21 protein-coding genes are annotated in these 22580 nt (G+C 70.3%); 9 read left to right on the forward strand and 12 right to left on the reverse strand.

All coding sequences use genetic code 11. The annotated features are described in order from the left end of the window. Positions 1-92 precede the first annotated feature (92 nt). Positions 93-509, forward strand: coding sequence for a YidB family protein (locus EJ105_RS01940; RefSeq protein WP_250165095.1), 417 nt, complete (start codon positions 93-95; stop codon positions 507-509). Positions 510-600: 91 nt separating this feature from the next. On the opposite strand, the gene EJ105_RS01945 is transcribed toward EJ105_RS01940, so the two are convergent. Beyond that, positions 601-1122 carry an invasion associated locus B family protein gene (locus EJ105_RS01945; protein ID WP_024277242.1) on the reverse strand — a complete coding sequence of 174 codons (522 nt, stop codon included), beginning with the start codon at positions 1120-1122 and terminating at the stop codon, positions 601-603. A 338-nt stretch (positions 1123-1460) separates the two neighbouring features. On the opposite strand from EJ105_RS01945, the gene EJ105_RS01950 reads away from it, so the two are divergent. Next, positions 1461-2441, forward strand: coding sequence for an NADPH:quinone oxidoreductase family protein (locus tag EJ105_RS01950; protein ID WP_250165096.1), 981 nt, complete (start codon positions 1461-1463; stop codon positions 2439-2441). Positions 2442-2444: 3 nt separating this feature from the next. Here EJ105_RS01950 and EJ105_RS01955 read toward each other — a convergent pair whose 3' ends face one another. The 4 genes from EJ105_RS01955 to EJ105_RS01970 form a co-directional block, all read right to left on the reverse strand. Next, the gene (locus tag EJ105_RS01955; protein WP_250165097.1) at positions 2445-2858 is read right to left on the reverse strand and encodes a YkvA family protein; all 414 of its coding nucleotides are present in this window, start codon (positions 2856-2858) and stop codon (positions 2445-2447) included. 62 nt (positions 2859-2920) lie between these two features. After that, on the reverse strand, positions 2921-3451 hold the full coding sequence (gene thpR / locus EJ105_RS01960; RefSeq protein WP_029556856.1) for an RNA 2',3'-cyclic phosphodiesterase: 531 nt from the start codon (positions 3449-3451) through the stop codon (positions 2921-2923). Between the two features lie 174 nt (positions 3452-3625). Then, positions 3626-5623, reverse strand: a complete 1998-nt coding sequence (locus EJ105_RS01965) for a DUF3300 domain-containing protein (protein WP_250165098.1) — start codon at positions 5621-5623, stop codon at positions 3626-3628. Positions 5624-5714: 91 nt separating this feature from the next. After that, positions 5715-6389 (reverse strand): GyrI-like domain-containing protein, encoded by a 675-nt coding sequence (locus EJ105_RS01970; RefSeq protein ID WP_250165099.1) that lies wholly within the window; start codon positions 6387-6389, stop codon positions 5715-5717. Positions 6390-6553: 164 nt separating this feature from the next. Here EJ105_RS01970 and dapF point away from each other — a divergent pair, with 164 nt between their 5' ends. The 5 genes from dapF to EJ105_RS01995 all read left to right on the forward strand — a co-directional run bounded on the left by dapF (position 6554) and on the right by EJ105_RS01995 (position 11492). Further along, positions 6554-7411 carry a diaminopimelate epimerase gene (gene dapF / locus EJ105_RS01975; RefSeq protein WP_029556859.1) on the forward strand — a complete coding sequence of 286 codons (858 nt, stop codon included), beginning with the start codon at positions 6554-6556 and terminating at the stop codon, positions 7409-7411. Beyond that, positions 7411-8709 (forward strand): tRNA (N(6)-L-threonylcarbamoyladenosine(37)-C(2))-methylthiotransferase MtaB, encoded by a 1299-nt coding sequence (gene mtaB / locus EJ105_RS01980; protein ID WP_250165100.1) that lies wholly within the window; start codon positions 7411-7413, stop codon positions 8707-8709. Before dapF ends, mtaB begins: the two co-directional genes overlap by 1 nt. A 22-nt stretch (positions 8710-8731) precedes the next feature. Then, entirely contained in the window at positions 8732-10081 is a 1350-nt protein-coding gene (gene ftsY / locus EJ105_RS01985; RefSeq protein WP_250165101.1) for a signal recognition particle-docking protein FtsY, read from the forward strand. A 131-nt stretch (positions 10082-10212) separates the two neighbouring features. Beyond that, the gene (locus EJ105_RS01990; RefSeq protein ID WP_250165102.1) at positions 10213-10572 is read left to right on the forward strand and encodes a hypothetical protein; all 360 of its coding nucleotides are present in this window, start codon (positions 10213-10215) and stop codon (positions 10570-10572) included. Further along, positions 10569-11492 carry an SH3 domain-containing protein gene (locus EJ105_RS01995; protein WP_250165103.1) on the forward strand — a complete coding sequence of 308 codons (924 nt, stop codon included), beginning with the start codon at positions 10569-10571 and terminating at the stop codon, positions 11490-11492. The genes EJ105_RS01990 and EJ105_RS01995 overlap by 4 nt, the downstream gene beginning before the upstream one ends. Positions 11493-11495: 3 nt before the next feature. Here EJ105_RS01995 and EJ105_RS02000 read toward each other — a convergent pair whose 3' ends face one another. Genes EJ105_RS02000 through EJ105_RS02015 form a run of 4 tightly spaced genes read right to left on the reverse strand, consistent with a single transcriptional unit; the run spans position 11496 to position 14865 of the window. Beyond that, complete coding sequence (locus EJ105_RS02000; protein WP_250165104.1) at positions 11496-12362, reverse strand: SAM-dependent methyltransferase; 867 nt, start codon at positions 12360-12362, stop codon at positions 11496-11498. Further along, complete coding sequence (locus EJ105_RS02005) at positions 12359-13417, reverse strand: glycosyltransferase family 4 protein (RefSeq protein WP_250165105.1); 1059 nt, start codon at positions 13415-13417, stop codon at positions 12359-12361. The genes EJ105_RS02000 and EJ105_RS02005 overlap by 4 nt, the downstream gene beginning before the upstream one ends. Next, positions 13414-13824, reverse strand: a complete 411-nt coding sequence (locus tag EJ105_RS02010; protein WP_250165106.1) for a 6-pyruvoyl trahydropterin synthase family protein — start codon at positions 13822-13824, stop codon at positions 13414-13416. Before EJ105_RS02010 ends, EJ105_RS02005 begins: the two co-directional genes overlap by 4 nt. 30 nt (positions 13825-13854) lie before the next feature. Further along, positions 13855-14865: a zinc-dependent alcohol dehydrogenase gene (locus EJ105_RS02015; protein WP_250165107.1), complete on the reverse strand. Its 1011-nt coding sequence runs from the start codon at positions 14863-14865 to the stop codon at positions 13855-13857. 65 nt (positions 14866-14930) lie between these two features. Between EJ105_RS02015 and mdoH the strand changes: the two genes are divergently transcribed. Then, positions 14931-16763 (forward strand): glucans biosynthesis glucosyltransferase MdoH, encoded by a 1833-nt coding sequence (gene mdoH, locus EJ105_RS02020; RefSeq protein WP_250165108.1) that lies wholly within the window; start codon positions 14931-14933, stop codon positions 16761-16763. Between the two features lie 71 nt (positions 16764-16834). On the opposite strand, the gene EJ105_RS02025 is transcribed toward mdoH, so the two are convergent. Together EJ105_RS02025 and EJ105_RS02030 are read right to left on the reverse strand one after the other, a co-directional pair. Continuing rightward, positions 16835-19399, reverse strand: coding sequence for a carbohydrate-binding family V/XII (locus tag EJ105_RS02025; protein ID WP_250165207.1), 2565 nt, complete (start codon positions 19397-19399; stop codon positions 16835-16837). 122 nt (positions 19400-19521) lie between these two features. Further along, positions 19522-19803 carry a hypothetical protein gene (locus EJ105_RS02030; protein ID WP_250165109.1) on the reverse strand — a complete coding sequence of 94 codons (282 nt, stop codon included), beginning with the start codon at positions 19801-19803 and terminating at the stop codon, positions 19522-19524. 418 nt (positions 19804-20221) lie between these two features. On the opposite strand from EJ105_RS02030, the gene aqpZ reads away from it, so the two are divergent. Further along, a complete protein-coding gene (aqpZ, locus tag EJ105_RS02035; RefSeq protein ID WP_029556870.1) occupies positions 20222-20911 on the forward strand; it encodes an aquaporin Z in 690 nt (229 codons plus the stop codon). Positions 20912-21015: 104 nt separating this feature from the next. Here aqpZ and EJ105_RS02040 read toward each other — a convergent pair whose 3' ends face one another. After that, the gene (locus EJ105_RS02040) at positions 21016-22521 is read right to left on the reverse strand and encodes a catalase (protein ID WP_250165110.1); all 1506 of its coding nucleotides are present in this window, start codon (positions 22519-22521) and stop codon (positions 21016-21018) included. Positions 22522-22580: the final 59 nt, after the last annotated feature.

Genomic DNA, 22580 nt, shown 5'->3' on the forward strand with positions numbered 1-22580 from the left:
GACCGATCCACGCCAGATCGACACCGCTCGGGCGATCCGGTACACCAACCCGAAGTGCGCCGCATCGTGCAGCGCAGCAGGAGGAGATGGGGATGGGCCTGTTCGATCAGATGGCGGGCAGTATGCTCTCCAACATGCTCGGACGCGCCGGTCCGGAGGGCGCCGGCGCCCTCATCGACACGCTGCTCAGCGGCCCCATGGCCTCGGCGCTGCCCGGCATCCTCGATGGCGCACTGGCGAAGACGCCCTACGGCAGCATCGAGGGCGTGCTGGCGCAACTGCACGAGGCCGGGCTTGCCCACGAGGTGGAGAGCTGGCTGTCCACCGGCCCCAACGTGCCGGTGAGCGCGGACGAGATCGTCAACGCGCTTGGCGCCGAACCTCTCACCGCCATCGCGAACGGGCTGGGCCTCCAGCCGGAGATGCTGCCGGAACTCCTGGCCAAGCATCTGCCGGCCATCATCGACCGCTTCAGCCCCAACGCCGTGCTGGAACTTCCCGGGCGGTGATTGCCCGGCCGGTGACGATCGGGACGGTGATTTCCGGGACGGGCTTGGCCCGTCCCTTCCGCATCACCTGAACGCGTTCAGCCGACGTCGTTCACTTGCACTCCTGCGCCACCCGATCGATGGCCTGGCCGAGGCCGACCAGCGAATATTTGTCGGTGGTCACGTTGCCGCGCAGGGAGGTGGAGGCGACCGTGAGGTCCTTGCCGCGCTTCATGGCTTCCACGAGCTTGGATTCGTCCGCCACGTTGCGCACCCAGGCGCCCTGATCCTTGGTGTAGAGCTGGAGCGTCGCGTTGCCGACCGTCAGGGTGGCGTCCGAGCCCTCCTTCAGGGGGAAGCCCATGGTGACGGTCACTTCGTTCTTCACGTTCTCACCGGGACGGGTGGAGATGAAGAAATAGGCCGGATCGCGCTTCAGCCCTTCGGGCGCGCGGGTCTTCGGCTGGGAGATGGCGTAGCAGACCTTCGGACTGGAGGTGGAGACGTAGACGCTCCAGTCGCCGAACTGCGCCACCGCTTTCGACTGAGGCTGACCCTGCGCGACGGCCGGGACGGCTGCGGCGCAGGCGAGGAACACGCCCAGGAGTGCAGGATGGACACGAGGAAGCGTCATGGCTTCTCCTAAATCGCTGGGGCCCTTTAAGGCAATCGGACTTCAGGCTGGCCGCCGGCTGTCGGGTAGCGAGGCAGGCGGTCAAAAAAATGGCGGGGTGGTCTTGCGTTTTCCTAACCCAAAGGCTCGGCTCCGCTCAATGCGCCGGACGTGCGAAGTCGCCCGATTCGTTGCGCCATGGGACTTTGCGAGACTGTCCGGCCGCTCGGTGAAGCGCAAGGCGCAGGGATCGTAAGGGGCCGGTGCCGTCGCGGAAGGGCGTGTTTACCCCGTGCTTCCGCCCGTTTGGGTTAATTTTTGGTAATCCGGTCCCGTCACGCGGGAGAGAAGGAGCGTTCATGAAAGCGGTGGTGTGCGCGCGCCATGGTGCCCCCGAAACCCTCGAGATTCGCGACCTGCCGCAGCCGGTGCCCGGTCCCGGCGAGGTTCTGGTGAAGGTCGCGGCCATCGGCCTCAACTTCTTCGACACGCTCATCATCCGCGATCTCTACCAGGTGAAGCCCGAGCTGCCGTTCTCCCCCGGCGCGGAATATGCCGGCCATGTGGCGGCGCTGGGCGCGGGCGTGACCGGCTTTGCCGTGGGCGATCGGGTGTGCGGCTATCAGACCTACGGCGCGGCGCGCGCGTATGTCGCGGCACCGGCCCAATTCCTGGCCAAGGTTCCGGACGACGTCGACCTCGTGAAGGCTGCCGGCCTCATCGTCACCTACGGCACGGCGCTCTATGCCCTGCGCGACCGCGGCGAACTGAAGGCGGGTGAGCGGCTCGCTGTGCTCGGTGCCTCGGGCGGGGTCGGGCTGGCAGCGGTGGAGCTCGGCCGGGTGCTTGGCGCCCGCATCATCGCTTGCGCCTCCTCGCCGGAGAAGGTGCGCTTCGCCCTGGAGCATGGCGCGGACGAAGGCTTCGACTATGCCTCCGGCGACCTCAAGGCCGCGCTCAAGGCGTTCGGCGGCGAGAAGGGGCTGGACGTGATCTACGACCCCGTGGGCGGCGACATGGCGGAGCAGGCCCTGCGTGCGCTGGGCTCACTCGGCCGCTTCCTGGTGGTGGGCTTCGCCGCGGGCGAAATCCCGAAGATCCCGCTCAACCTGCTGCTGGTGAAGAATTGCGACATGCGCGGCGTCGCCTTCGGTGCCCATGCCCGGGCCAATCCCGGCTGGCTGCGCGACGCGGTGGCCGAACTGATGGGCTATGCCCGCGACGGGCGCATCTCCGCGCACGTGGACAAGACCTTCCCGCTGGAACACTGCGCCGAGGCCCTCGGCGAGATTTCCGGTCGCCGGGTGAAGGGCAAGGTGGTGCTGACCGTGGCGGACTGAAGCTCAGGCCGGGCGGCCTTCCTCCCCGCTCACCTGATGGTCGGGATCGAGGGCTGCCTTGGCCGCTTCATAATGCTCGGGCTTCACATGGCCGGAGAGCAGCTTCAGCGCGCCCATGAGCACGGCCGCATCGTCGCCGAAGCCCACGAGCGGCAGGAAATCCGGCGCGATGTCGAACGGCAGGACGAAATAGGCCAGCGCGCCGAGCAGCGTCGCCCGCACGCGCAGCGGCGTCTCGCGGTCGAAGGCGGCGTAATAGCTCGCAACCGCGTCCTCGGCGAAGGGGACGTGGCGGGCGGCGCCGCGCATCTTCTTCCAGAAGCCCTTGCGGACGCTGGCCTCGTCTTGCGCGGCCTTGTCCCGCTCGGCGCCCGAGAGGCGGTCGAAATCGTCGGAGTTCAGCGTGTGCGTGGTCATGCCAATGAAATGGGGACCGCGCACAGCGCTGCAAGAGGCGGGTCGTCCTACAGAGGGGCGCCCTACAGGAGAGGGTAGGCCGCTTCGACGAGGTAGGGGCCGCCGCCCACCGAATCCCGCGAGGAGAACAGCACGAAGCGCGGCACGTGGAACGGCGGGGTGCGGAAGGAGCCGCGCGCGGCAAGGTAATCTGCCACCTGCCGCGAGGACGCGTCGCGCAGCCGGGCGAGGGTGACGTGGGGCTTGTAGTTGCGCTCGGCACCGAGGCCGAGCCGCTGCATGATGCGCTCCTGCTCGGCCTGCAACTCCATGAGCGCCGCATTCGCCTTCACCGCCGCGAACACTGCGCGCGGCTTGTGGCCGCCGAACTGGTCCAGCCCGTCCAGCGCGATATCGAAGGCGGGGCGGCGCACCTGCCCGAGCATCAGCATGATGTCGCGGCCGGTGGCGTCGTCCACATCGCCGATGAAGCGCAGGGTGACGTGATAGTTCTCGGAATCGATCCAGCGTGCGCCGGACAGCCCGCCTCGCAGCATGGAGAGGTCGAGCCCCACCTCGGGGGGGATCTCGATGGCGGTGAACAGTCGCGGCATTGAACCCTCCGCGATGGCCGGCGGAACGGGGCCGGTCTCACGAGGAACCGCGGCGCAACCGCGGGCCCAACGCTTCCAGTGAAGGAGATTCGCGCGCCGAAGGAAAGGGCTCTGCCCCGTCTTCGGCGGCGCTGAAACAAACCGCCCGGCCGAAGCCGGGCGGAATGTCTGGGCTCAGCGCTGGCCGGGCCGCGGGCGGTTCTGCGGCGCCGCCCGCTGCTGCGGCATGGCCCGCTGCTGCGGACGCATCTGCTGGGGCCTCATCTGCTGCGGCCGTTGCTGAGGCCGCATCTGCTGGGGCCGCTGTTGCGGGCGCATCTGCTGCGGCCTTTGCTGGGGTCGCATCTGCTGGGGTCGCTGCTGCGGGCGAACCTGCTGCGGCCGGTTCTGCGGCCGCACGTTGGCGGGACGGTTGGCCGGCCGGTTCGGCTGCACCGACGGCCGGTTGGGCCGGTTGGGACCCGCGTTCGGATAGCCGGGCCGGTTCGGGCCGGCATTCGGATAACCGGGACGGTTCGGTCCCGCGCCCGGAACACCGGGCTGGCCGGGACGGCCCGGACGACCGGGTCCGACGCCGGGAGTGCCGGGATATCCGGGACGGCCCGGACCCACACCGGGGCCGCCGGGCTGGCCGGGGATATTGCCGGGCATGCCGGGGCGACCGGGACGGCCGGGGCCGACGCCGGGTGTGCCGGGATAGCCGGGACGACCCGGTCCCGCCCCGGGATAGCCCGGACGGCCAGGCGTGCCGGGAACGACGGGCATACCGGGACGGCCGGGACCAACGCCGGGTCCACCGGGATAGCCGGGCGTGCCGGGACGGCCCGGACCACCGGGATAGCCCGGACGGCCGGGGGCTCCGGGAACAAGCGGCATACCGGGCCGGCCGGGTCCGACGCCGGGTCCGCCGGGATAGCCGGGCGTGCCGGGACGGCCCGGACCACCGGGATAGCCGGGACGGCCGGGGGCTCCGGGAACAAGCGGCATACCGGGCCGGCCGGGACCGACGCCCGGTCCACCCGGATAGCCGGGCATTCCGGGACGGCCGGGTCCACCGGGACCACCAGGTCCTCCAGGTCCGCCAGGCCAGCCAGGACGACCGGGACCACCCGGTCCACCCGGCCAACCGGGACCGCCGGGGCCACCAGGACCACCAGGACCACCGGGCCAGCCCGGACGACCGGGACCTCCGGGGCCACCCGGCCAGCCGGGACGGACCGGCGGCGGGAAGCCGGGACGGCCGGGAACCCACGGTCCCGGACCCCATGCCGGCGGACGGCCACCCCAGCCCGGACCCCAGTAGGGCGGGCGCACCCAGCGCGGCGGCACGACCCACACCGAATTCCACGGCCGGTTGTTCCAGCCCCAGTTGTTGTTCCAGTAGGAGCCGACCAGCACGCCGGCGCCGAACGCGAGCGCACCGGTGGCGAAGGTGGTGAACACCTCCGAGCTGTCATAGGCCGGCACGTAGATCCGCTCGGGATCGGCCGGCTGGATATAGATGGTGCGCGCGGGGCCGCTGCCGCCGCTGCTGGCGGGGACTTCCTGCGTCGTCACCACCTGCTGCGGCGTCGTCTGCAGATTGCCGACGGCCTGCGCCTTGGCGCGCAGCATCTGGATGGTGTTGGAGACGTCCTGCGGCTGGGTCGAGAAAGCGAGGCCGAGGGATTCCGACCATTCCATGTGCTCATGGAGGAGCGTGACCACGTCCGGAAAGCGCACCAGCGCCTTCACCGAGGAATCCCAGTTGAAGGCATCCACCGCCGTGAAGTTGCGCTCCTGCACGAGGCCGGGATTGGCGACGATCCAGTTGTAGGCTTCCACCAATTGTTCCGGGAACAGGGTCGCCGGGAACAGGATGGCGAGCAGCGGGTCCGGATAAAGCGCCACCGGGCCGAGCAGATATTCGAGCTCGCTGAGCGAATAGGCCGGCTGCACCTGATCGCCCGGCTGGGGCGGCGGCAGCGGCTGGCCCTGCGGCGGCGGGACGGCGCCGGGCTGGACGGCCGGAGGCGCCCCCTGCGGATAGCCCTGGGCGCCCTGCGGGCCGGGAGGCGGGGTCTGGGCGAGGGCGGGATAGATGGTGGACCAGCCGAACACCGCCGCGAGTGCGATGCGCGAGAGGTTTCCCGTCCGCCCCTTGACGCAGTTTCTTACGGATATGCCACCCATGCGGCCCTCCTTGTGGCGGCGCTTTGACCCTAGGTTAGATCCGCGGGCGCCGTCGTTCCTTGATGTTGCTCTATTTTCTCGGGGTGTCTGCTCAGGGCAGGGGCACGAGGATTTCGATCTCAAGGGCCTCCGGGGAGGCGGTCAGGAGGTCGGTGCGGTAACGCTCGATATAGAGGTCGTTCTGCTCGACGTTCTTTTCGTCGAGATAATTGGCGATCTGCTCGTAGGTGTTGTCCATGTCGCCGAACGAGCCGGTATGGACGAACCGTAGAACCTTGCCCGCGAAGGAGCCGCCGAGCTTCATGGGCTCCGCCGGCTTCTGCGTCGTGGTGCCCGAGAACGGCACCTGCACCTCATAGTCGAAGCCGCGGTCGTCGCTGGTGGTGTACATGACGAACACTTGGCCGGCCCGCGTCAGGCCCAGCCGCTTCAGCTCGGTGTCGGCCTTGCGGACGGCCTCCACCAGCTTGTCATAGGCGTCTTCCCACGAGGACGAGCCCGAGAGCGTCAGCACCGGCACGGGCGGCAGCGTCAGTTCGTCCGGCGCAAAGGTGGATGCGGCGGGCGCGCCGGGTGTGACGGGCGTCGTCTCCACCTTCTTCGGGTCCACCACCGGCGGCGGGGTCAGCGTGTCCTGCCCCTTCTGCGGAGCATCCTTCTGCGGCGCATCCTTCGGCGCCTGCGCGACCGCGGGAGCCGCCAGCGCCATCATGAGCCCGAAAACAACTGCCGCCCGTCCGAGCCTCGTCCCCCAAACGCCCGTCATCGTCCATCCTCCCGCGGGCCGAAGGGCCGCGACGCACTCTGTCTAGCATGTTCTCATGGCGCAGTTCGGCGTGATTGCGGCGCCTTGCGGGCGGCGCGGGGGTGGTGTGATGGACGGAACGGCGCCATATAGGGCAAAGACCTTGTCGGACAGCCCGGACGCCCGTGAACCCGCTCAGCCACCGCCCCTTCGTGAAGATGAACGGTCTCGGCAACGAGATCCTCGTCCTCGACCTGCGCGCCGATCCGGTGGAGGTGCCGCCCGCCGCCGCGCGGGCGCTGGCGCGGCCCTCGGTCCTGCCGTTCGACCAGGCCATGGTGCTCTATCCCCCGCGCCGCGCCGACACCGCCGCCTTCGTGCGCATCCTCAACAATGACGGCTCGCTTTCCGCCGCCTGCGGCAACGGCACCCGCTGCATCGCCGCGCTGGAGGCCGAGCGCACCGGCACGCCCCACGTTCTGTTCGAGAGCGAGGCGGGGCTGCTCGACTGCACCGTGCGCCCGGACGGGCAGGTGAAGGTGGACATGGGCGCCCCCCGCCTCGGCTGGCGCGACATTCCGCTGGCTCAAGACGTGGGCGATACCGCTTCCATTCTCGTGCCCGGCTTCGAGACTCTCGGGCCGGCGGTGATGGTGAGCATGGGCAACCCCCACGCCATTTTCTTCGTCCCCGACGCGGACGCCATGGATGTGGAAGGCCTCGGCGCCGCGCTGGAGCACCATCCGCTCTTCCCCGAGCGCGCCAACATCTCCTTCGCCAGCCTCACCGCGCCGGATCGCATCCTGCTGCATGTGTGGGAACGCGGCGCCGGCCGCACGCGGGCCTGCGGCACCGCCGCCTGCGCCACCGGCGTCGCCGCCGTTCGCACGGGCCGCACCGGTCGGGCCGTCACGGTGACGCTGCCCGGCGGGCCGCTGGAGATCGAATGGCGCGAGAGCGACGGCCACGTGCTGATGACCGGCCCCGTGGAGCACGAGTTCGCCGGCACCCTCACCCCTGCCATGCTGGGGGAGGCCGCCTGATGGCGGAGGGACCGGGCGTGCAAGCCGGCGTCGAGGTGGTCAATTTCGGCTGTCGCCTGAATGCGCTGGAAGGTGACGGTATCGCCCGCGCCGCCGCGGCCGCGGGGCTCGATCGCGCCTTGGTGGTGAATACCTGCGCCGTGACGGCTGAGGCCGTTCGGCAGGCGCGGCAGGCCATCCGCCGTGCCCGGCGGCGCGATCCCGCGCTCCGGGTCGTCGTAACTGGCTGTGCCGCGCAGACCGAGCCCGCCACCTTCGCGGCCATGGAGGAGGTGGACCTCGTGCTCGGCAATGCCGCCAAGACCGGCGTCGAGACGTGGGCGGGCGCCCGCCAGATGCTCGCTTCCCGCCTCGATTTCGGCATCAGCGCCGAGCAGAAGGTGCAGGTCCAGGACATTTCCGCCGTGCGCGAGGCGACGCCCCATCTCGCCGACCGGTTCGAGGGGCATACCCGTGCCTTCGTGGAGGTGCAGAACGGCTGCGACCACCGCTGCACCTTCTGCATCATCCCATTTGGGCGCGGCCCCTCGCGCAGCGTGCCCATGGGCGCGGTGGTGGCGCAGGTGGCGCGGCTCGTCGCAAGCGGCCATGGCGAGGTGGTGCTGACCGGTGTCGACCTCACCGCCTATGGCGCCGACCTTCCGGGCGCGCCGACCCTCGGGCGGCTGGTGCGGGCGGTGCTCGCCGGCGTGCCGGAGCTGAAGCGGCTGCGCCTCTCCTCCATCGACGCGGTGGAGGCGGATGCCGAGCTGATGCGCGCCCTCGCCGAGGAAGAGCGGCTGATGCCGCATCTGCACCTCTCCCTCCAGTCCGGCGACGACCTCATCCTGAAGCGCATGAAGCGCCGCCACAGCCGCGCCGATGCGCTGGCCTTCATCGCGGCGCTGCGACAGGCGCGGCCGGACGTGGTGCTGGGCGCCGACATCATCGCCGGCTTTCCCACCGAGACCGAGGCGCAGGCCCGCGCCACGCGCGATTTCGCGGAGGAGGCGGGCCTCGCCTTCCTCCACGCCTTCCCCTTTTCCGCCCGGCCGGGCACGGCGGCGGCCCGCATGCCGCAACTCGCCCCGGCGCTGGTGGCCGAGCGCGCGGCGCGGCTGCGCGAGACCGGGGCAGGGCTGCTGCGCCGGCACCTGTCGGCCGAAGTCGGCCGCCGCCGCACCGTGCTGGTGGAAGCCGGCGGGCGCGGACATACCGAACATTTCACCCCGGTGCGCCTCTCGGGCGCAGCCGTGCGCGGCAGCCTCGCCGATCTGAGGATCGCCGGGCACGACGGCGCGCGGCTCATCGCGGCGTGACACATTTTATGGGATCTTGGGCATGAGCCAGCAGGACGGCGGAAACGACAAGAAGAAGCGCGGCTTCTGGGGCTGGCTGAAGGGCGAGCCGGCGGCCGAAACGCCGGTTGCGCCGCCGCCCGACGCGCCTGTTCCCGACACGGCGGAAGCCGCGCCCGCGCTTGTTGCGCCGGATGTACCGCTGCCGACCTCGGTGGAGAGCGCTGCGGCGGAGCCTGCCGCGCCGCCGGTGCCGGAGCCCGTCGCCGCGTCGCCCGTCGAAGCACCCGCGCTTGAGCCCGCCGAACCCGAGGCGCTTGCCGAGGCTGCGCCGGAGCCCGTCACAGCGGCTGAGCCTGAGCCGGTCGAAATTCCCGCTCCTGAGCCGACCCCGGCCGTCGCGCCCGAAGCTCCTCCGCCCGATCTTCCCCCGCCGTCGCCCGAACCCGTCGCTCCCGCTCCGGCCCCGGAGCCGCGCAAGGGCTTCTGGAGCCGCCTCGCCTCGGGCCTTGCCCGCACCGCCTCCAGCCTTGGGCAGGGCATCACCGACCTTGTTTCCAAGCGCAAGCTCGATGCGGCGACGCTGGAGGAGCTGGAGGAGGTGCTGATCCGCGCCGACCTCGGCGTCGAGACCTCCATGCGCATCGTCGAGGACGTGGGGCGCGGCCGGCACGACAAGATGATCTCGGCCGAGGAGGTGAAGAGCCTCATCGCCGCCGAGGTGGAGCGCATCCTCGCCCCGGTGGCGACGCCGCTGGTGGTGGACACCGCGCACAAGCCGTTCATCCTGCTGATGGTCGGCGTCAACGGATCGGGCAAGACCACCACCATCGGCAAGCTCGCCTCCCAGTGGCGCGCCGAGGGCCGCAAGGTGGTGCTCGCCGCCGGCGACACCTTCCGCGCCGCCGCCATCGAGCAGCTGAAGGTGTGGGGAGAACGCACCGGCGCCACCGTCATCGCTCGCGAGCAGGGGGCCGATGCGGCGGGCGTCGCCCATGACGCCATCACCGAGGCGCGCGCCCAGAACGCCGACATATTGATGATCGACACCGCCGGCCGCCTGCAGAACCGCGCCGAGCTGATGGCCGAGCTGGAAAAGGTGGTGCGGGTCATCAGGAAGCAGGAGCCCACCGCCCCGCACGCGGTGCTCCTCGTGCTCGACGCCACCGTGGGCCAGAACGCGCTTTCGCAGGTGGAGGCGTTCGCGCGCATCGCCGGCGTCACCGGCCTCGTCATGACCAAGCTCGACGGCACGGCGCGCGGCGGCATCCTCGTGGCCATCGCGGCGAAGCACAAGCTGCCCATCCATCTGATCGGTGTGGGCGAGGGGCAGGACGACCTCCAGCCGTTCGCGGCGCGGGACTTTGCGCGGGCGATCGCCGGGCTGGAATGAGGTCTTTCGCGCCTGTGCGGTAGCTCTCTGCCGCCCCGCTGCCGTTTCGGCACGCGGCGGTTGCGAATCCGCCGTTCCTCGGGAAATGTCGGCCTTGAGCGCCGCCGTGCGCCATCCCGAGGATCGCCGCAATGACCCTGTCTTCCCGACGCCTCTTCTCCCTCTCGCTGGCCGCAGGGACGCTTCTGGCCCTCTCCGGAGCGGCTTTTGCTGCGGAAACGACGCCGCTGTTCAAGATCGTCACGGTGAAGGACGAGATCGTCGTCGGCCTCTCGCCGCAGGATGTGGCGGCCCTCGGCGGCAGCGATGTCACCGCCATCGGTAAGGCGCTGAAGGGGAAGGGCGAGGTGACGCTCTGGCGCTATGCGGTGCGCAAGGCCGCCGACGGGGCGCTGGAGCAGGCGCCGGTGGCGCGCGTGAGCATCCTCGGCAATGACAGCCTGCGGGTCGAGCCCTACACCACCCCGCTGAAGATCATCGCCCCCCAATGAGGCGCCTCCTCCTCCTCGCGCTTGCCGTGCCTGTGCTGGCGGGCGCGGCCCGCGCGGAAGACCCGGCGTGGGTCGCCGCCGCCACGGCGCAGCTGCCGAAGACGCTGGTGGCCGGCCGCGTTCTGCGCACGGGGGAGATGGGGCAGACGGCGCTGATCGCCGTCTTTCCCGCTGGCGCGGACGATCCCAAAACGCCGGGCAGCGCCTTCGCGCCCGGGCAGGTGCTGGAGGTGACGCTGGCACCGGAGGGGGAGGCCCGCCGCGTCGTCTCCGCCACCGTACGCCCGCGCACCCCTCAGGACCCGGCCGGGGACGATCCCTTCGCGGAGGAGCAGGCGGATATCCTCGCCGGTCTGGTGAAGCAGAAGGCGGAGCCGGGTGTCGAGCCCTGCCAGATCAAGGCATGGTCCATAGACACCAGCCGCAAGGGCCTTGCCGTGCGCGCCGCGCCTTCGGCCACGGCGAAGGTGGTGGGCACCCTCGCCCCGCCGCGCCATACGCCCGAGTCCGGGCAGGGCGAGGACGACAGCTGGCACGCGGAGTTCGAGATCACCGGCTACAAGGACGGCTGGTTCCGCATCCGCAACGCCACCCCGCCCGGCGCGCCTTACGATGATCCGCCGCCGCGCTCATACCCGAAGACCTACAAGGGCGCCGGCTGGATTCCGGCGGACAAGGCGGGCGGCGCCTATGCCAACACGCAGATGCCTGTCATGCGCCTGCATCAGGCGCCGAACGTCGATTCCAAAGACATCCCGCCCGGCGATGACGCGGCCGACCCCTCCGGCAATCTGCCCATCGACGGCACGCTGGAGCGCCTCTACGCCTGCTCGGCCAACTGGGCGCTGACCAAGAGCCGGGATGGCAAGCGCGGTTGGTGGCGCGGCATCTGCTCCAACCAGGTCACGAACTGCAGCTGAGGACTAGTCGCGGGGCACCGCCAGCAGGTCCACATGGCCGATGACGCAGCCCTGCGCCATCGCCCGCGCCCGATGCCAATCGGCTGCGACTTCTGCCGATAAGCGCCCGCTCTCCACCGCCGCCTGCGCGGTGCCTTTCGCCAGCTCGGCGATCAGCTGACTGTCGCCGGCACCGAGCCGCCACGGGCTGTCTGCCGTCTCGATGGCGTAGCCCGCCGCCCCAAGGGCCTCGCCAAGGATGGTGGCGGCCTCCGCACCTGCGGCGGCGCCGAAGCCCTTGTCGGTGCCCTGATGGGCGCGGAAGGCGTCCGCGATTTCCGCATCCGCCGGATGCGGTGGCGACCACGCATCCCGGCCGTCGCACGTCAGCGCCGCATGGAGCACCACGCCGGTGCCGGCGAACGCTGCCGCGAAGCGTTGGCACCAGTCCGCCGACACGAGATCGTAGAAGGCCGAGGCGGTGACGAGATGGGGCTGGAAGGCCAGCGGCGCGGCTGGATCGGCGGCGATGTCGCGCAAAGCGAATTCCACCGTCACCTCCTTGCCCGCGAGATCGAGCACCAGCGTTCCGCCGTCCTCCCGCGAGCCGTCCGCGAAGGTGCGAAAGGCGGTCCGGGCGGCCTCGGCGAGGGTGTCGTCGTGGTCCACCAATATCCAGTGCTGGCGCGGTCCGAGCTTCGGCGCGAGGGCGCGGAGGTTGGAGCCGGAACCGGCGCCGAGATCGACGATGCGCTGCTCCGTGTGGGACGACAGCCGGGCGGCCAGCTTCGCCTCCAGCGCCGCCGATCGGGCGCGATGGTCGGCGGCCTCCCGCAGGGCGAGCCAGTCGGCGGAGAACGTCGCGGCAGGGGCGGGGGCCCATTCGCTCATCGGTCGGCGACCTCCATCAGAACCCGGCCGATCACGGCGACGGTGTCGGACCAGTCGGGCAGGGCGGTGCCGGCGGCGAAGGCGGCATCGGCCATCGCCCGCCGCCGCGCGGGATCGATGAGCAGCGCGCGCAGCGCCGCGGCGAGGGCGTTCGCATCGCCGGGCGGCACCTTCAGGCCGGCCCCGTCGGGAACGGTCTCGCCCGCCGCGCCGCCGGTGGTGCAGATGACCGGCAAGCCGCGCCGCAGCGCCTCGGCCAGTACCATGCCGTAGCCCTCATAGAAGGAGGGATGGACGAAGATGTCGGCGGCGGCATAGGCCTTATCCAGCGCCGCCACATGGAGCGCGCCGGCGAGGCGGATGCGGGGGCCGAACCCGGCCGCGCGCGCGGCGATCTCCCGCGCCGTCTCCGGCTCGAAATCCGGGCTGCCGACGATGGTCAGCGTCCAGTCGAGATCCGTGAGGCCGTCGAGGGCGTCGAGCAGCACGCCATAGCCCTTGCGGGGCGTCAGCGACCCCACCGCGATCAGGTGCGGCGGGTGGCCGTCCGCCGGCACGCGCGCCGCGGGGGCGGTGCCGGGCAAGGCGAGGGTGATCTTCTCCGGCGGCACGCCATAGCGCTCCACCAGCATCCGCCGCGTCTCCGGGCTGACGGCGATGACGGCGGCGGCGGCGGCAAGCGCCCCCGCCTCGCTTTCCAGCAGACGGGCCGCGACCTCCTCCGGAAGGCCGGTCTCCAGCGCGAGGGGATGATGTACCAGCGCCACCACGGGTCGGCCCAGCCGCCGCAGGGCCTCGCCCGGCAGGGCGCCGAGGGCGAGGCCATCGGCCAGCAGCACGGTGCCGGAAGGCGTCGCGGCAAGAGCGGCCAGAGCCGCCCCGATCTCGTCCGCCGTGGGACAGGGGAAGCTGCCCTTGAGCGAGAGCGGCGTCGCATCGAAACCCTGCGCCTTGAGACCGGCGAGGATGCGCCGGTCATAGGCATAGCCGCCGCTGGGGGTGTCGATGGCACCGGGATGGACCAGCGCCACCGCCGGCCGCGCGGGAGCGCTCACGCGGCGGGGCCGATATCGGCCTCGTACCAGGCACGGGCGACGTGGGATTCGTGCAGAGACACCCGGATGCGCACGATGCCGTCGCCCCCGGTGCCAAGATCGCCCGCGCGGGCAGCGGCGGCCATGTGGTCGAACACGTGGCGGGCCAGCACCTCGGTTGTGGTGTTGCGGCCGGCGAAGGCGGGCACCTCATCGAGGTTCTTGTAGTTGAGCGGACCGAGCACGCCCTTCAGCGCCTCGTGGGCGCGGGCGATGTCCACCACCACGCCCTCTTCGGTGAGGTCCTCGCGATAGAAGGCCACATCCACCACGAAGGTCGCCCCGTGCAGCGCCTGCGCCGGGCCGAACAGGTCGCCCCGGAAGGAATGGGCGATCATGATGTGGTCCCGCACCTCTACCGCATACATGGAATGTCCTTTCTGTCCGGTGGTCCGGCTTCAGCCGTATTTGACGACGGTGGCGATCCCTTCCGCACCGGCTGCGAGAATACGCGGCAGCCGGGCCGGCAGATCATTGAAGGCGACCTCCTCGGTGATGAGCGCATCGAGCCGGTCGTCGGCGAGGAGGTCCAGCGCCTTGAGCAGGCGGCGGCGCCGGCTCCAGCGCGGGCGGCGGGCCGGGCTCACGGCCCCCACCTGCGAGGAGAGAATGGCGAGCCGCTTGTGATGGAAGCCGCCGCCCAGCGCCACGTCCACCGGACGGTCGCCATACCAGCTCATCTCGATCACGCGGCCCTCGTCGCCGCAGCAGGCGAGGCAGGTGTTGAGGCCCGCCGAGGAGCCGGAGGTGTGGAAGACGAGATCGGCATCGAGATCGGTCGGGCCGGGCTCGGCGGGCAGGAAACCGGCGCCGAACGTCGCGGCCACCGCCGCGCGGGCGGGATCGGTGTCCACCACCGTCACCTCCGCGCCGGGCAGGCGGCCGCAGAGATAGGTGACCAGCAGGCCGACGAGCCCCGCGCCCACCACCACGATGCGGTCTCCGGGACCGGCGCCGCCGTCCCACACCGCGTTGAGGGCCGTCTCCATGTTGGCGGCGAGGGTGGCGCGCCGCGCCGGCACGGCATCGGGCACCGGGGTCAGCATCTCGGTGAGCGCCACAAAGCGCTCCTGATGGGGCGCGAGGGAGAAGACGCGGCGGCCGAGAAGCTCGGGCGGCCCCACTTCCACCGCGCCGACGGCGCAATAGCCGTACTTCACCGGAAACGGGAACTCGCCCTCCTGCAACGGCGCGCGCATGCGCTTGCGGTGGACGGGATCGGCGAGCCCGGCGGCCACCAGCCGCTCGGTGCCGCGGCTGATGGCGCTGTATTCGGTGCGCACCTGTGCGGTCGCCTCGTCCACCGCCGGCAACACGCCGGGCCTCAGCTCGCTGACGCCGGGCGCGACGTACCAGAGGGCGCGGGCGAAAACCGAAGCGTGGCAAGTTGACGCAGGATGAACGGCCATGCTTTGGCTCTCGTATACGCTTGGGGTTTCGTCGCCGCGGGCCGCCGGCACCCAGGGAGCTATGCATGTCTTCAAGGTCCGGTCCACTGTCCACGCTTCCAGAAAAACCCGCACACGCGTCGGCCACGCTGACGCCGGCCTTGATCCAGCCGCTCTCAACGCTCCGGCGGCGCCGTCTGTTCATGCTGGTCGCAAATCTCGCGACGGTGGGCCTCGTCCTCGCGGGCATGGTGGCGTTGGGCGCCCATGACGGCTTCTCGCTGGTGGATGGGCTGCTGCTGATCTGCGCGCTCGCCATCACGCCGTGGAATTCCATCGGCTTCTGGAATGCGGCGGTGGGGCTCTATCTGCTGCACGGGCGGCGCCGGGGCATCGAGGCGGCCGCGCCGTTTCTCGCCCCGCCTCTGCCCGAGGGGCCGATCACGGCGCGCACCGCCATCCTCCTCACCGTGCGCAATGAGGACCCGTCGCGGGCGCTGGCGCGGCTGAAGGCGGTGAAGGCCGACCTCGATCTCACCGGCCACGGCGGCGCCTTCGATTTCCATGTGCTCAGCGACACCTCGCGGCCGGAGATCGCCGCCGCCGAGGAGGCACTGGTGGCGGCGTGGCGGGCGCAGGAGGGGCCGTCCCGCATCTTCTACCGCCGCCGGGCCGACAATGTCGGGTTCAAGGCCGGCAACATCCGCGCCTTCTGCACGGATGCGGGCGATCGCTACGACTTCATGCTGCCGCTCGATGCCGACAGCCTGATGGGGGCGGACACCATCCTCTCCATGGTGCGCCTGATGGCGGCCTATCCGCGCCTCGGCATCCTGCAGAGCCTCGTGGTGGGGCTCCCCTCCCAGAGCGCGTTCGGGCGCATCTTCCAGTTCGGCATGCGCCACGGCATGCGCAGCTACACCCTCGGCGCGAGCTGGTGGGCGGGGGATTGCGGGCCGTTCTGGGGGCACAATGCGGTGATCCGCGTCGCCCCCTTCCGCGACGCCTGCCATCTGCCCGAGCTTCCCGGCGGCGCGCCATTCGGCGGGCCCGTGCTCTCCCACGATCAGGTGGAAGCGGTGCTCATGCGTCGCGCCGGCTACGAGGTGCGCGTGCTGCCGGTGGAGAGCGAGAGCTATGAGGAGAACCCGCCCGCGGCCACCGATTTCGTCGGCCGCGATCTGCGCTGGTGCCTCGGCAATCTCCAGTATCTGCGCCTGCTGACGGTGCCGGGCCTCGCAAGGAGCCTCCAGCCCATGAGCCGGTTCCAGCTCGTCTGGGCCATCCTGATGTTCGTGACGGTGCCGGCCCATCCGGCGCTTCTGGCGCTGCTGCCGATGGCGGCGGCGGAGGCAGGGCCGGCCTATCCCGCCGCGCTCGCTCTGGCGCTCTACGCCGGCATGATGGCGATGGCGCTCCTGCCCAAGCTCGCCGGTGTCGCCGACGTTTTGCTGACCTCGGGCGGCGTCGCCCGTTATGGCGGCGCGCTGCGCTTTGCCGGCTCGGTGGCGGTGGAGCTGGTGTTCTCCTTCCTGCTCAGCGCCATCACCGCCATGGCGGTGACGCTGGAGATGGTCCGCCTGCTGCTCGGCCGGGTGCGGGCCTCGTGGCGCGCGCAGGCGCGCGATGGCCACGGGGTGGACTTCGCCCATGCGGCCCGGGCGTTCTGGCCGCAGACGGTGTTCGGCCTCGCCGTTCTTGCCGCGCTGCTGGCGGTGCAGCCGGTGCTGGCGCTGTGGGCGGCGCCAGTGCTGGCGGGCTACGTGCTCGCCATTCCCTTCACCATGGCCACCGCCGATCCGCGCCTCGGCCGGCTGTGCGTGCGCCTTGGCCTGTGTGCCGTGCCGGAGGAGTTCCGCCCGAGCCGGGTGCAGCGCCTGCTGGCCGGCGAAAGCTTCGAGGCCCGCCGGGCGGCCTGATCTCGAACGGCGCAGAAACGAAAAGGCCGGGCGCGAGCCCGGCCTTTCCTGTTCTGTGCGATGGGGTGGGATCAGCGCCGGCCGAAGCCGCCGCCAAACCCGCCGCCGAAGCCACGACCACCGCCGAAGCCTCCGCCAAAGTGGTCTCCACCGCCCCAGCTGCCGCCGCCGCCGAAGCGATCGCCGCCGCCGAAGCCGCCGAAGTCGCGGTCGAAGCCGCCGGAGCCGAAGCTGTCGCCACGGCCATAGGCGTCGCCGCCGAAGCCGTCGCCGCCGTAGCTCGACACCCGCCGATTGCTATAGGAGCGGGCCTGCTCCTCGTGATCGAGGCTGGAGGTGTCGCGGGTGGTGTTCTGCCAGCCGGAGGTGGTGTGCTGGCTCCAGCTGCCATTGTCATTGTGCTGGTAGACGTTGCCGTCGTGGTCCACCGCCACATGGCCGTTGTCCCAGGCCACCGCATTGCCGGTCTTGGCATTGCCGGCGACGCCGCGGCTGTTGACGTTCACGTTGCCGTGGTTGTCGGTCACGCCGGTCTGGGAGGCGTGATAGGTGCCGGTGGTGGGGTTGGCGCCGGCGGATTCACGCCCGGCGGCGGCATTGCCGGTATAGGCGTTGCCTTCCACCCCGGCGCGGCTTTCGCCGCGGGCGCCGGTGGTGGGGTTGTAGCGGGCGTTCTCCCGTCCGGCGGCGTAGTTGCCGGAATAGGGATTGAACGCGGCGGCCGAGCGGCCGGCGAAGTTGGTGCCGTTGGCCGTGGTGCCGTGCCAGTCGCGGCCTGACCAGTCGGTGCCGTTCCAGGTGGTGCCCCAGGCGTGGTTGACGGTCGCGGCGCCGCCCCAGCGGCCATAGAGGTTGGTCTGGTTCAGGTTGGTGTAGCCCCAGTGGCCGCCCCACGGGCCGTAGGGTCCGTAAGGCCCATAGGGGCCATAGGGATGCCAGTAGGGACCCCAATAGGGATAGACCGCCGCGCCCCAGCCCCAGCCGGCGGCGAAGCCGAAGGCGAAGCCGGTGTCGAGGCCCAGCGCGAAGCCAGCGCCGACGCCGTAGGTGACCGGGCAGGAATACCAGTCGGCAAAGCCCACATAGCCGACGCAATTGTATCCGGTGCCGTAGACCACCGTGCCGCCGGGGGAGACGACGACGCCCATGTAGCCGGGGGTATAGCCCACCACCACCGCGTCCGGCGTCGAGCCGTAGATGCGGACGTAGGTGACGTAGTGCATCGGCGAGGACACCGGGATGGTGTAGATCACGTCCGGCACCACATCGGCGACCCGCCAGGGGCCGGCGGGATCGACGGCCGCGAACCAGGCGCCGTTGTTGACCGCATAGAAGCGGTCGGGGGCGAGGCGGATCACCGGCGTTGCGGTGTTCACCGCATAGGCGAGCGCGGTGCCACTGATGGGCTCGAACTTGGGCGCGCCCTCATAGGCGACCTTCAGCTCCACGCTGCGCTTCACGGTTGCGGTCTGCGGGATGGTGGCGGCGATGGCCGCTTCCTTCGCCTGCGGCGTGCCCGCGACGGAGACCAGCACGTTGGCCTTCGGATCGTTCGGCGAGATCTTCGAGAAGTCCTTGGGCAGCGCGTTGCTGGCGACGAAGGCCCACGGCCCCTTGAGGTCGGGCGCCTTGAACCAGCGGCCCGAGATCAGGACGTAATAGGAATTGGAGGTGGTCTCCATGAACACCGCATGATCGGCATTGTTCATGGTGAGCAGGTTGGTGCCCGCGACCGGGAGCATCTGCGGCTGGCCGTCGGTCTGGATCAGCTCGGACGGCTTGGTGACGGCGATGATGGCCGGGGCCGGGTTGATGGGCTTCTTGTCGTTGTTGAGCAGCGGATCGGCCGGGGTCTCGGCGATGGCGGCCTTGCCGGCGGAGGCGAGGGCATCGGAGACCTGAGGGGTTACGATCCAGGTGCCGCCGAGGTTCGGCGTCTCGTACCAGTGGCCGGCGGCTTCCAGATGATAGGTGCCGGCATCGTCCTTCAGCAGCAGCGGGCGGGTGTTGACGACCCGCTGGAAGCCGCTGACGCCCTTGATCGGGCGCAGCACCGGCTCGCCGGCGACCGGGACGAGGATCGTGGTCGTGGTGGCGAACAGGATCTGCGGCGGAGTGTTGTCCACCGGCTGGGTCTGGACCTTGGCCAGTTCCTGGTTCACCGCATAGCTCGCCTGGAGCTGGTCGAGCGGCACGGTCATGCCGTCGGGCGGCAGGCGGGTCTGGAGGGCGGAGCGGATTTCGCTCGCCTTGGCCGGCTCGGTGGGCACCTGCACGCCATCGATGGTGAAGGTGGCGAAATGGACGAGGCCGGCCGGCTTGTCGATGGCGACGCGGGTGGTGAACTTCACCATGCCGTAGGTCGGCGTCCCCGTCTTGACGCCGATGGCGACGGCGGCGCGGCCGGACATGGTGTCGCCGGTCCACACGTCGATCTGCGGCTGGTAGAGCTGGAGGACCTGATTGTCGGGCAGGTCATAGACGCGCGGCCAGGTCGGCGGCGCGGAGGGCGTGGCTCCGGGCTGGGCCTGCGCCTGAGGTGTCGACTGGGGTTGCTGGGCGTCGGCCGTCGCGGTCCACAGCATCGCCGCTGCAACCAGCGCGGCGGCTGAGGCGCCGCTCCAAAGTCGCTTCATGAACTCCCTCCCTCCCGAAACACCGGGGCGCGCACACCTACCATGTTCGCAGTCGAACGTCAGCGTGGCCGCGCGGCGCCTGCGGGTTGCTCCGCCCGGCCGTGGCGCGCGAGGCATCAAGCTCAGCCAGCCCGGGCGCAGCTGCGCTGCCAAGAGAGGCGCGGCCCCTGCCACGACAGGCTGATGGCCTTGCGCGCCGGGCAGGCCCGCGTCGCAGCGTCTGCCCCGCCGCGATCCCAATAGTCGCGCCACTGGTAGGCGACGTTGCGTGCCGCAGGCTGGTCCGCCTTCGCCATGGCGGGAGCGGCATCGCCGGGGAAGGCACGCACGAGGTCGCCGCCACCCCAGGCGGCGATGGCGATGAAGGTGGTGGCGGCAGCCGCGATCAGGGATGAGGTCTTCATGGCAGGGTCCGGGGCAGCTCTTTGTTCGACGTCGCGTGGCCGGCTTAGAACGCCGGACCGAGGCAGGTCGTCCCCTCAATGGAGGATGTTTTCATCCTGCTTGTACGACGCCGGGGCTGAACCCGTGCCGACACGGGCCTTTACCTTCCGTTCATCTTTTCGCGAGCGCGGCACGCGATGCTGCGTCGCCGCACGTCAAAAAGGTGGGCGGGGGCGGCTCCGATTTGAAATTCCAGTCTTGATCTCTGCCGTTAGCCGGAGTTCGCTTGGGCTGCGGCGCGCCTTCAATGCGCCGCGGGGGAGCCGGATCCGCCCGGTTTCGATCGGCCTTGGCGGTGAATTCGGCCCCTGAACCTGTGCTGGATGCGTGCCAACTGCCCGGTCGCGACGGGCGGAGGCGCGCGGGGGAGACTGGGCAATGAACAAATACGTCGCCGAGTTCATCGGAACCGCGGTACTCGTCCTTTTCGGCTGCGGCTCCGCCGTGCTCACCGGCTACGGCTCCGCGCCCATCGGGATGCTCGCCATCGCCTTCGCCTTCGGCCTTGCCGTGACCTCCATGGCCTACGGCATCGGCCATGTATCCGGCTGCCACATCAATCCCGCCGTCACCATCGGCGTCTGGGCGGCCGGCCGCATCCCCACCTCCGAAGTGCCGAAATACTGGATCGCCCAGATCCTGGGCGGCATCGCCGGCGCCGCCATCCTGTTCATGATCGCTTCCGGCAAGCTGGCCGGCTTCGATGTGAAGACCGCCGGTCTCGGCCAGAACGGCTGGGGCGAGGGCTATATCGGCGGCTACGGCCTCGGCGCCGCGATCCTCGCCGAGCTGGTGGGCACCTTCGTGTTCCTGGTGGTGATCCTCGGCTCCACCTCCAAGGCCGGCATCACCCAGGCGGCCGGTCTCGCCATCGGCCTGTCGCTGGTGATGATCCACATCGTCTTCATCCCCGTCACCGGCGTGTCGGTGAACCCCGCCCGCTCCATCGGCCCGGCCCTGTTCGCGGGCGGCAAGGCCATCTCCCAGCTCTGGCTGTTCATCGTGGTGCCGCTGGTGGGCGCCTATCTCGCCGGCCTTCTGTTCAAGCTGAAGGTGCTCGAGGACTGAGGCTCCGTCGGCAGGACGCATAAAAAGGGGGCGCGCCGGCAAGGCGCGCCCCCTTTCCGTTTGCCGGGTCGGGGCTCCCGGCAACCCCCCGCTCCGGGATCACGTCACTCGGCGGCGACAGGGCCCGCTGGGTTCTTCTGCTGCTGGGCCGTCTCCGCCGCCTTGGTCCGGGTCTCGTGCTCCAGCGCCGCCTTCACGCCCGCCCCGTACTCCGGGTGGACCTTGGTGAAGAGGGCGATCTGCCGGTCGGCGATCTCCTGCGGAATGCCGTACATGGCCGCCGCGAGGTTGCTGAAGAGCCGCTGGCGCTGGCCGGCATCGAACAGCTCGAACAGGGCGCGCGGCTGGGAGAAGTCGTCATTGCCGATGCGGTGGCTGTAGCGCTCGGCATCGCCCGAGATCTTCAGCGGCGGCTCGGCATATTTGGCATCCTCGGCGGCGCCGTTGAACGAGTTGGGCTCGTAATAGGCGTCGGTATTCCCGGTCATCTGCGGGAAGAACCGCATGGCGCCGTCCTTGTGGTAGTGATGCACCGGGCACTTGGCGGCGTTCACCGGCAGGTGCTCGTAATGCGTGCCCAGGCGATAACGGTGGGCGTCCGCATAGGAGAAGATGCGGGCCTGCAGCATCTTGTCCGGCGAGAAGGAGATGCCGGGCACGATGTTGGACGGCGAGAAGGCCGCCTGCTCGATCTCGTTGAAATAGTTCTCCGGATTGCGGTTCAGCTCCATGACGCCGATGTCGATGGGCGGATACTCGCCGTGCGGCCACACCTTGGTGAGGTCGAAGGGATTGTAGGAGGTCTTCTCCGCATCCATCTCCGGCATCACCTGCACCTGCACCTTCCACTTGGGAAATTCGCCGCGCTCGATGGCGGTGAACAGATCCTCCTGCGTGGATTCGCGGGTGCGGCCCACCACCTCGGTGGCCTCGCCATTGGTCCAGTGCTTGTGGCCCTGCAGGGTCTTGAAGTGGAACTTCACCCAGAAGCGCTCGCCCGCCTCGTTGATGAAGGAATAGGTGTGCGAGCCGTAGCCGTTCATGTTCCTGACGCCCACGGGCAGGCCGCGGTCGGAGAACAGGATCGTCACCTGGTGCAGGCTTTCCGGGGAGAGGGACCAGAAGTCCCACATGGCGGTGGGAGAGCGCAGATTGGTCTTGGGGTGGCGCTTCTGGGTGTGGATGAAGTCCGGGAACTTGTAGGCGTCGCGGACGAAGAAGACCGGGGTGTTGTTGCCCACGAGGTCCCAGTTGCCCTCGGGGGTGTAGAACTTCAGCGCGAAGCCGCGCACGTCGCGCTCGGCATCCGCCGCGCCGAGTTCGCCGGCCACCGTGGAGAAGCGGGCGATCATCGGCGTCTGCGCGCCGGGCTGGAGGGCCTTCGCCTTGGTGTATTTCGAGATGTCGCCGGTGATGGTCAGCGTCCCATGGGCGCCCCAGCCCTTGGCGTGCACCACGCGCTCGGGAATGCGCTCGCGGTTCTGGTGGGCGAGCTTCTCCAGGAGCTGGTAGTCCTGCATCAGCACCGGACCGTGCGGACCGGCGGTGAGCGAATTCTGGTTGTCGGCGATGGGATTGCCGGCGGTGGTGGTGAGGGTGGGTCGCGTCATGAAGGGCTCCCTGCTTGGATTCGCGCCGTGACGGCTGCGGATCATCCGGAGCGCAGGAT

The organism is Xanthobacter aminoxidans (genome assembly GCF_023571765.1).
In the GTDB taxonomy this organism is placed as follows: Bacteria; Pseudomonadota; Alphaproteobacteria; order Rhizobiales; family Xanthobacteraceae; genus Xanthobacter; species Xanthobacter aminoxidans.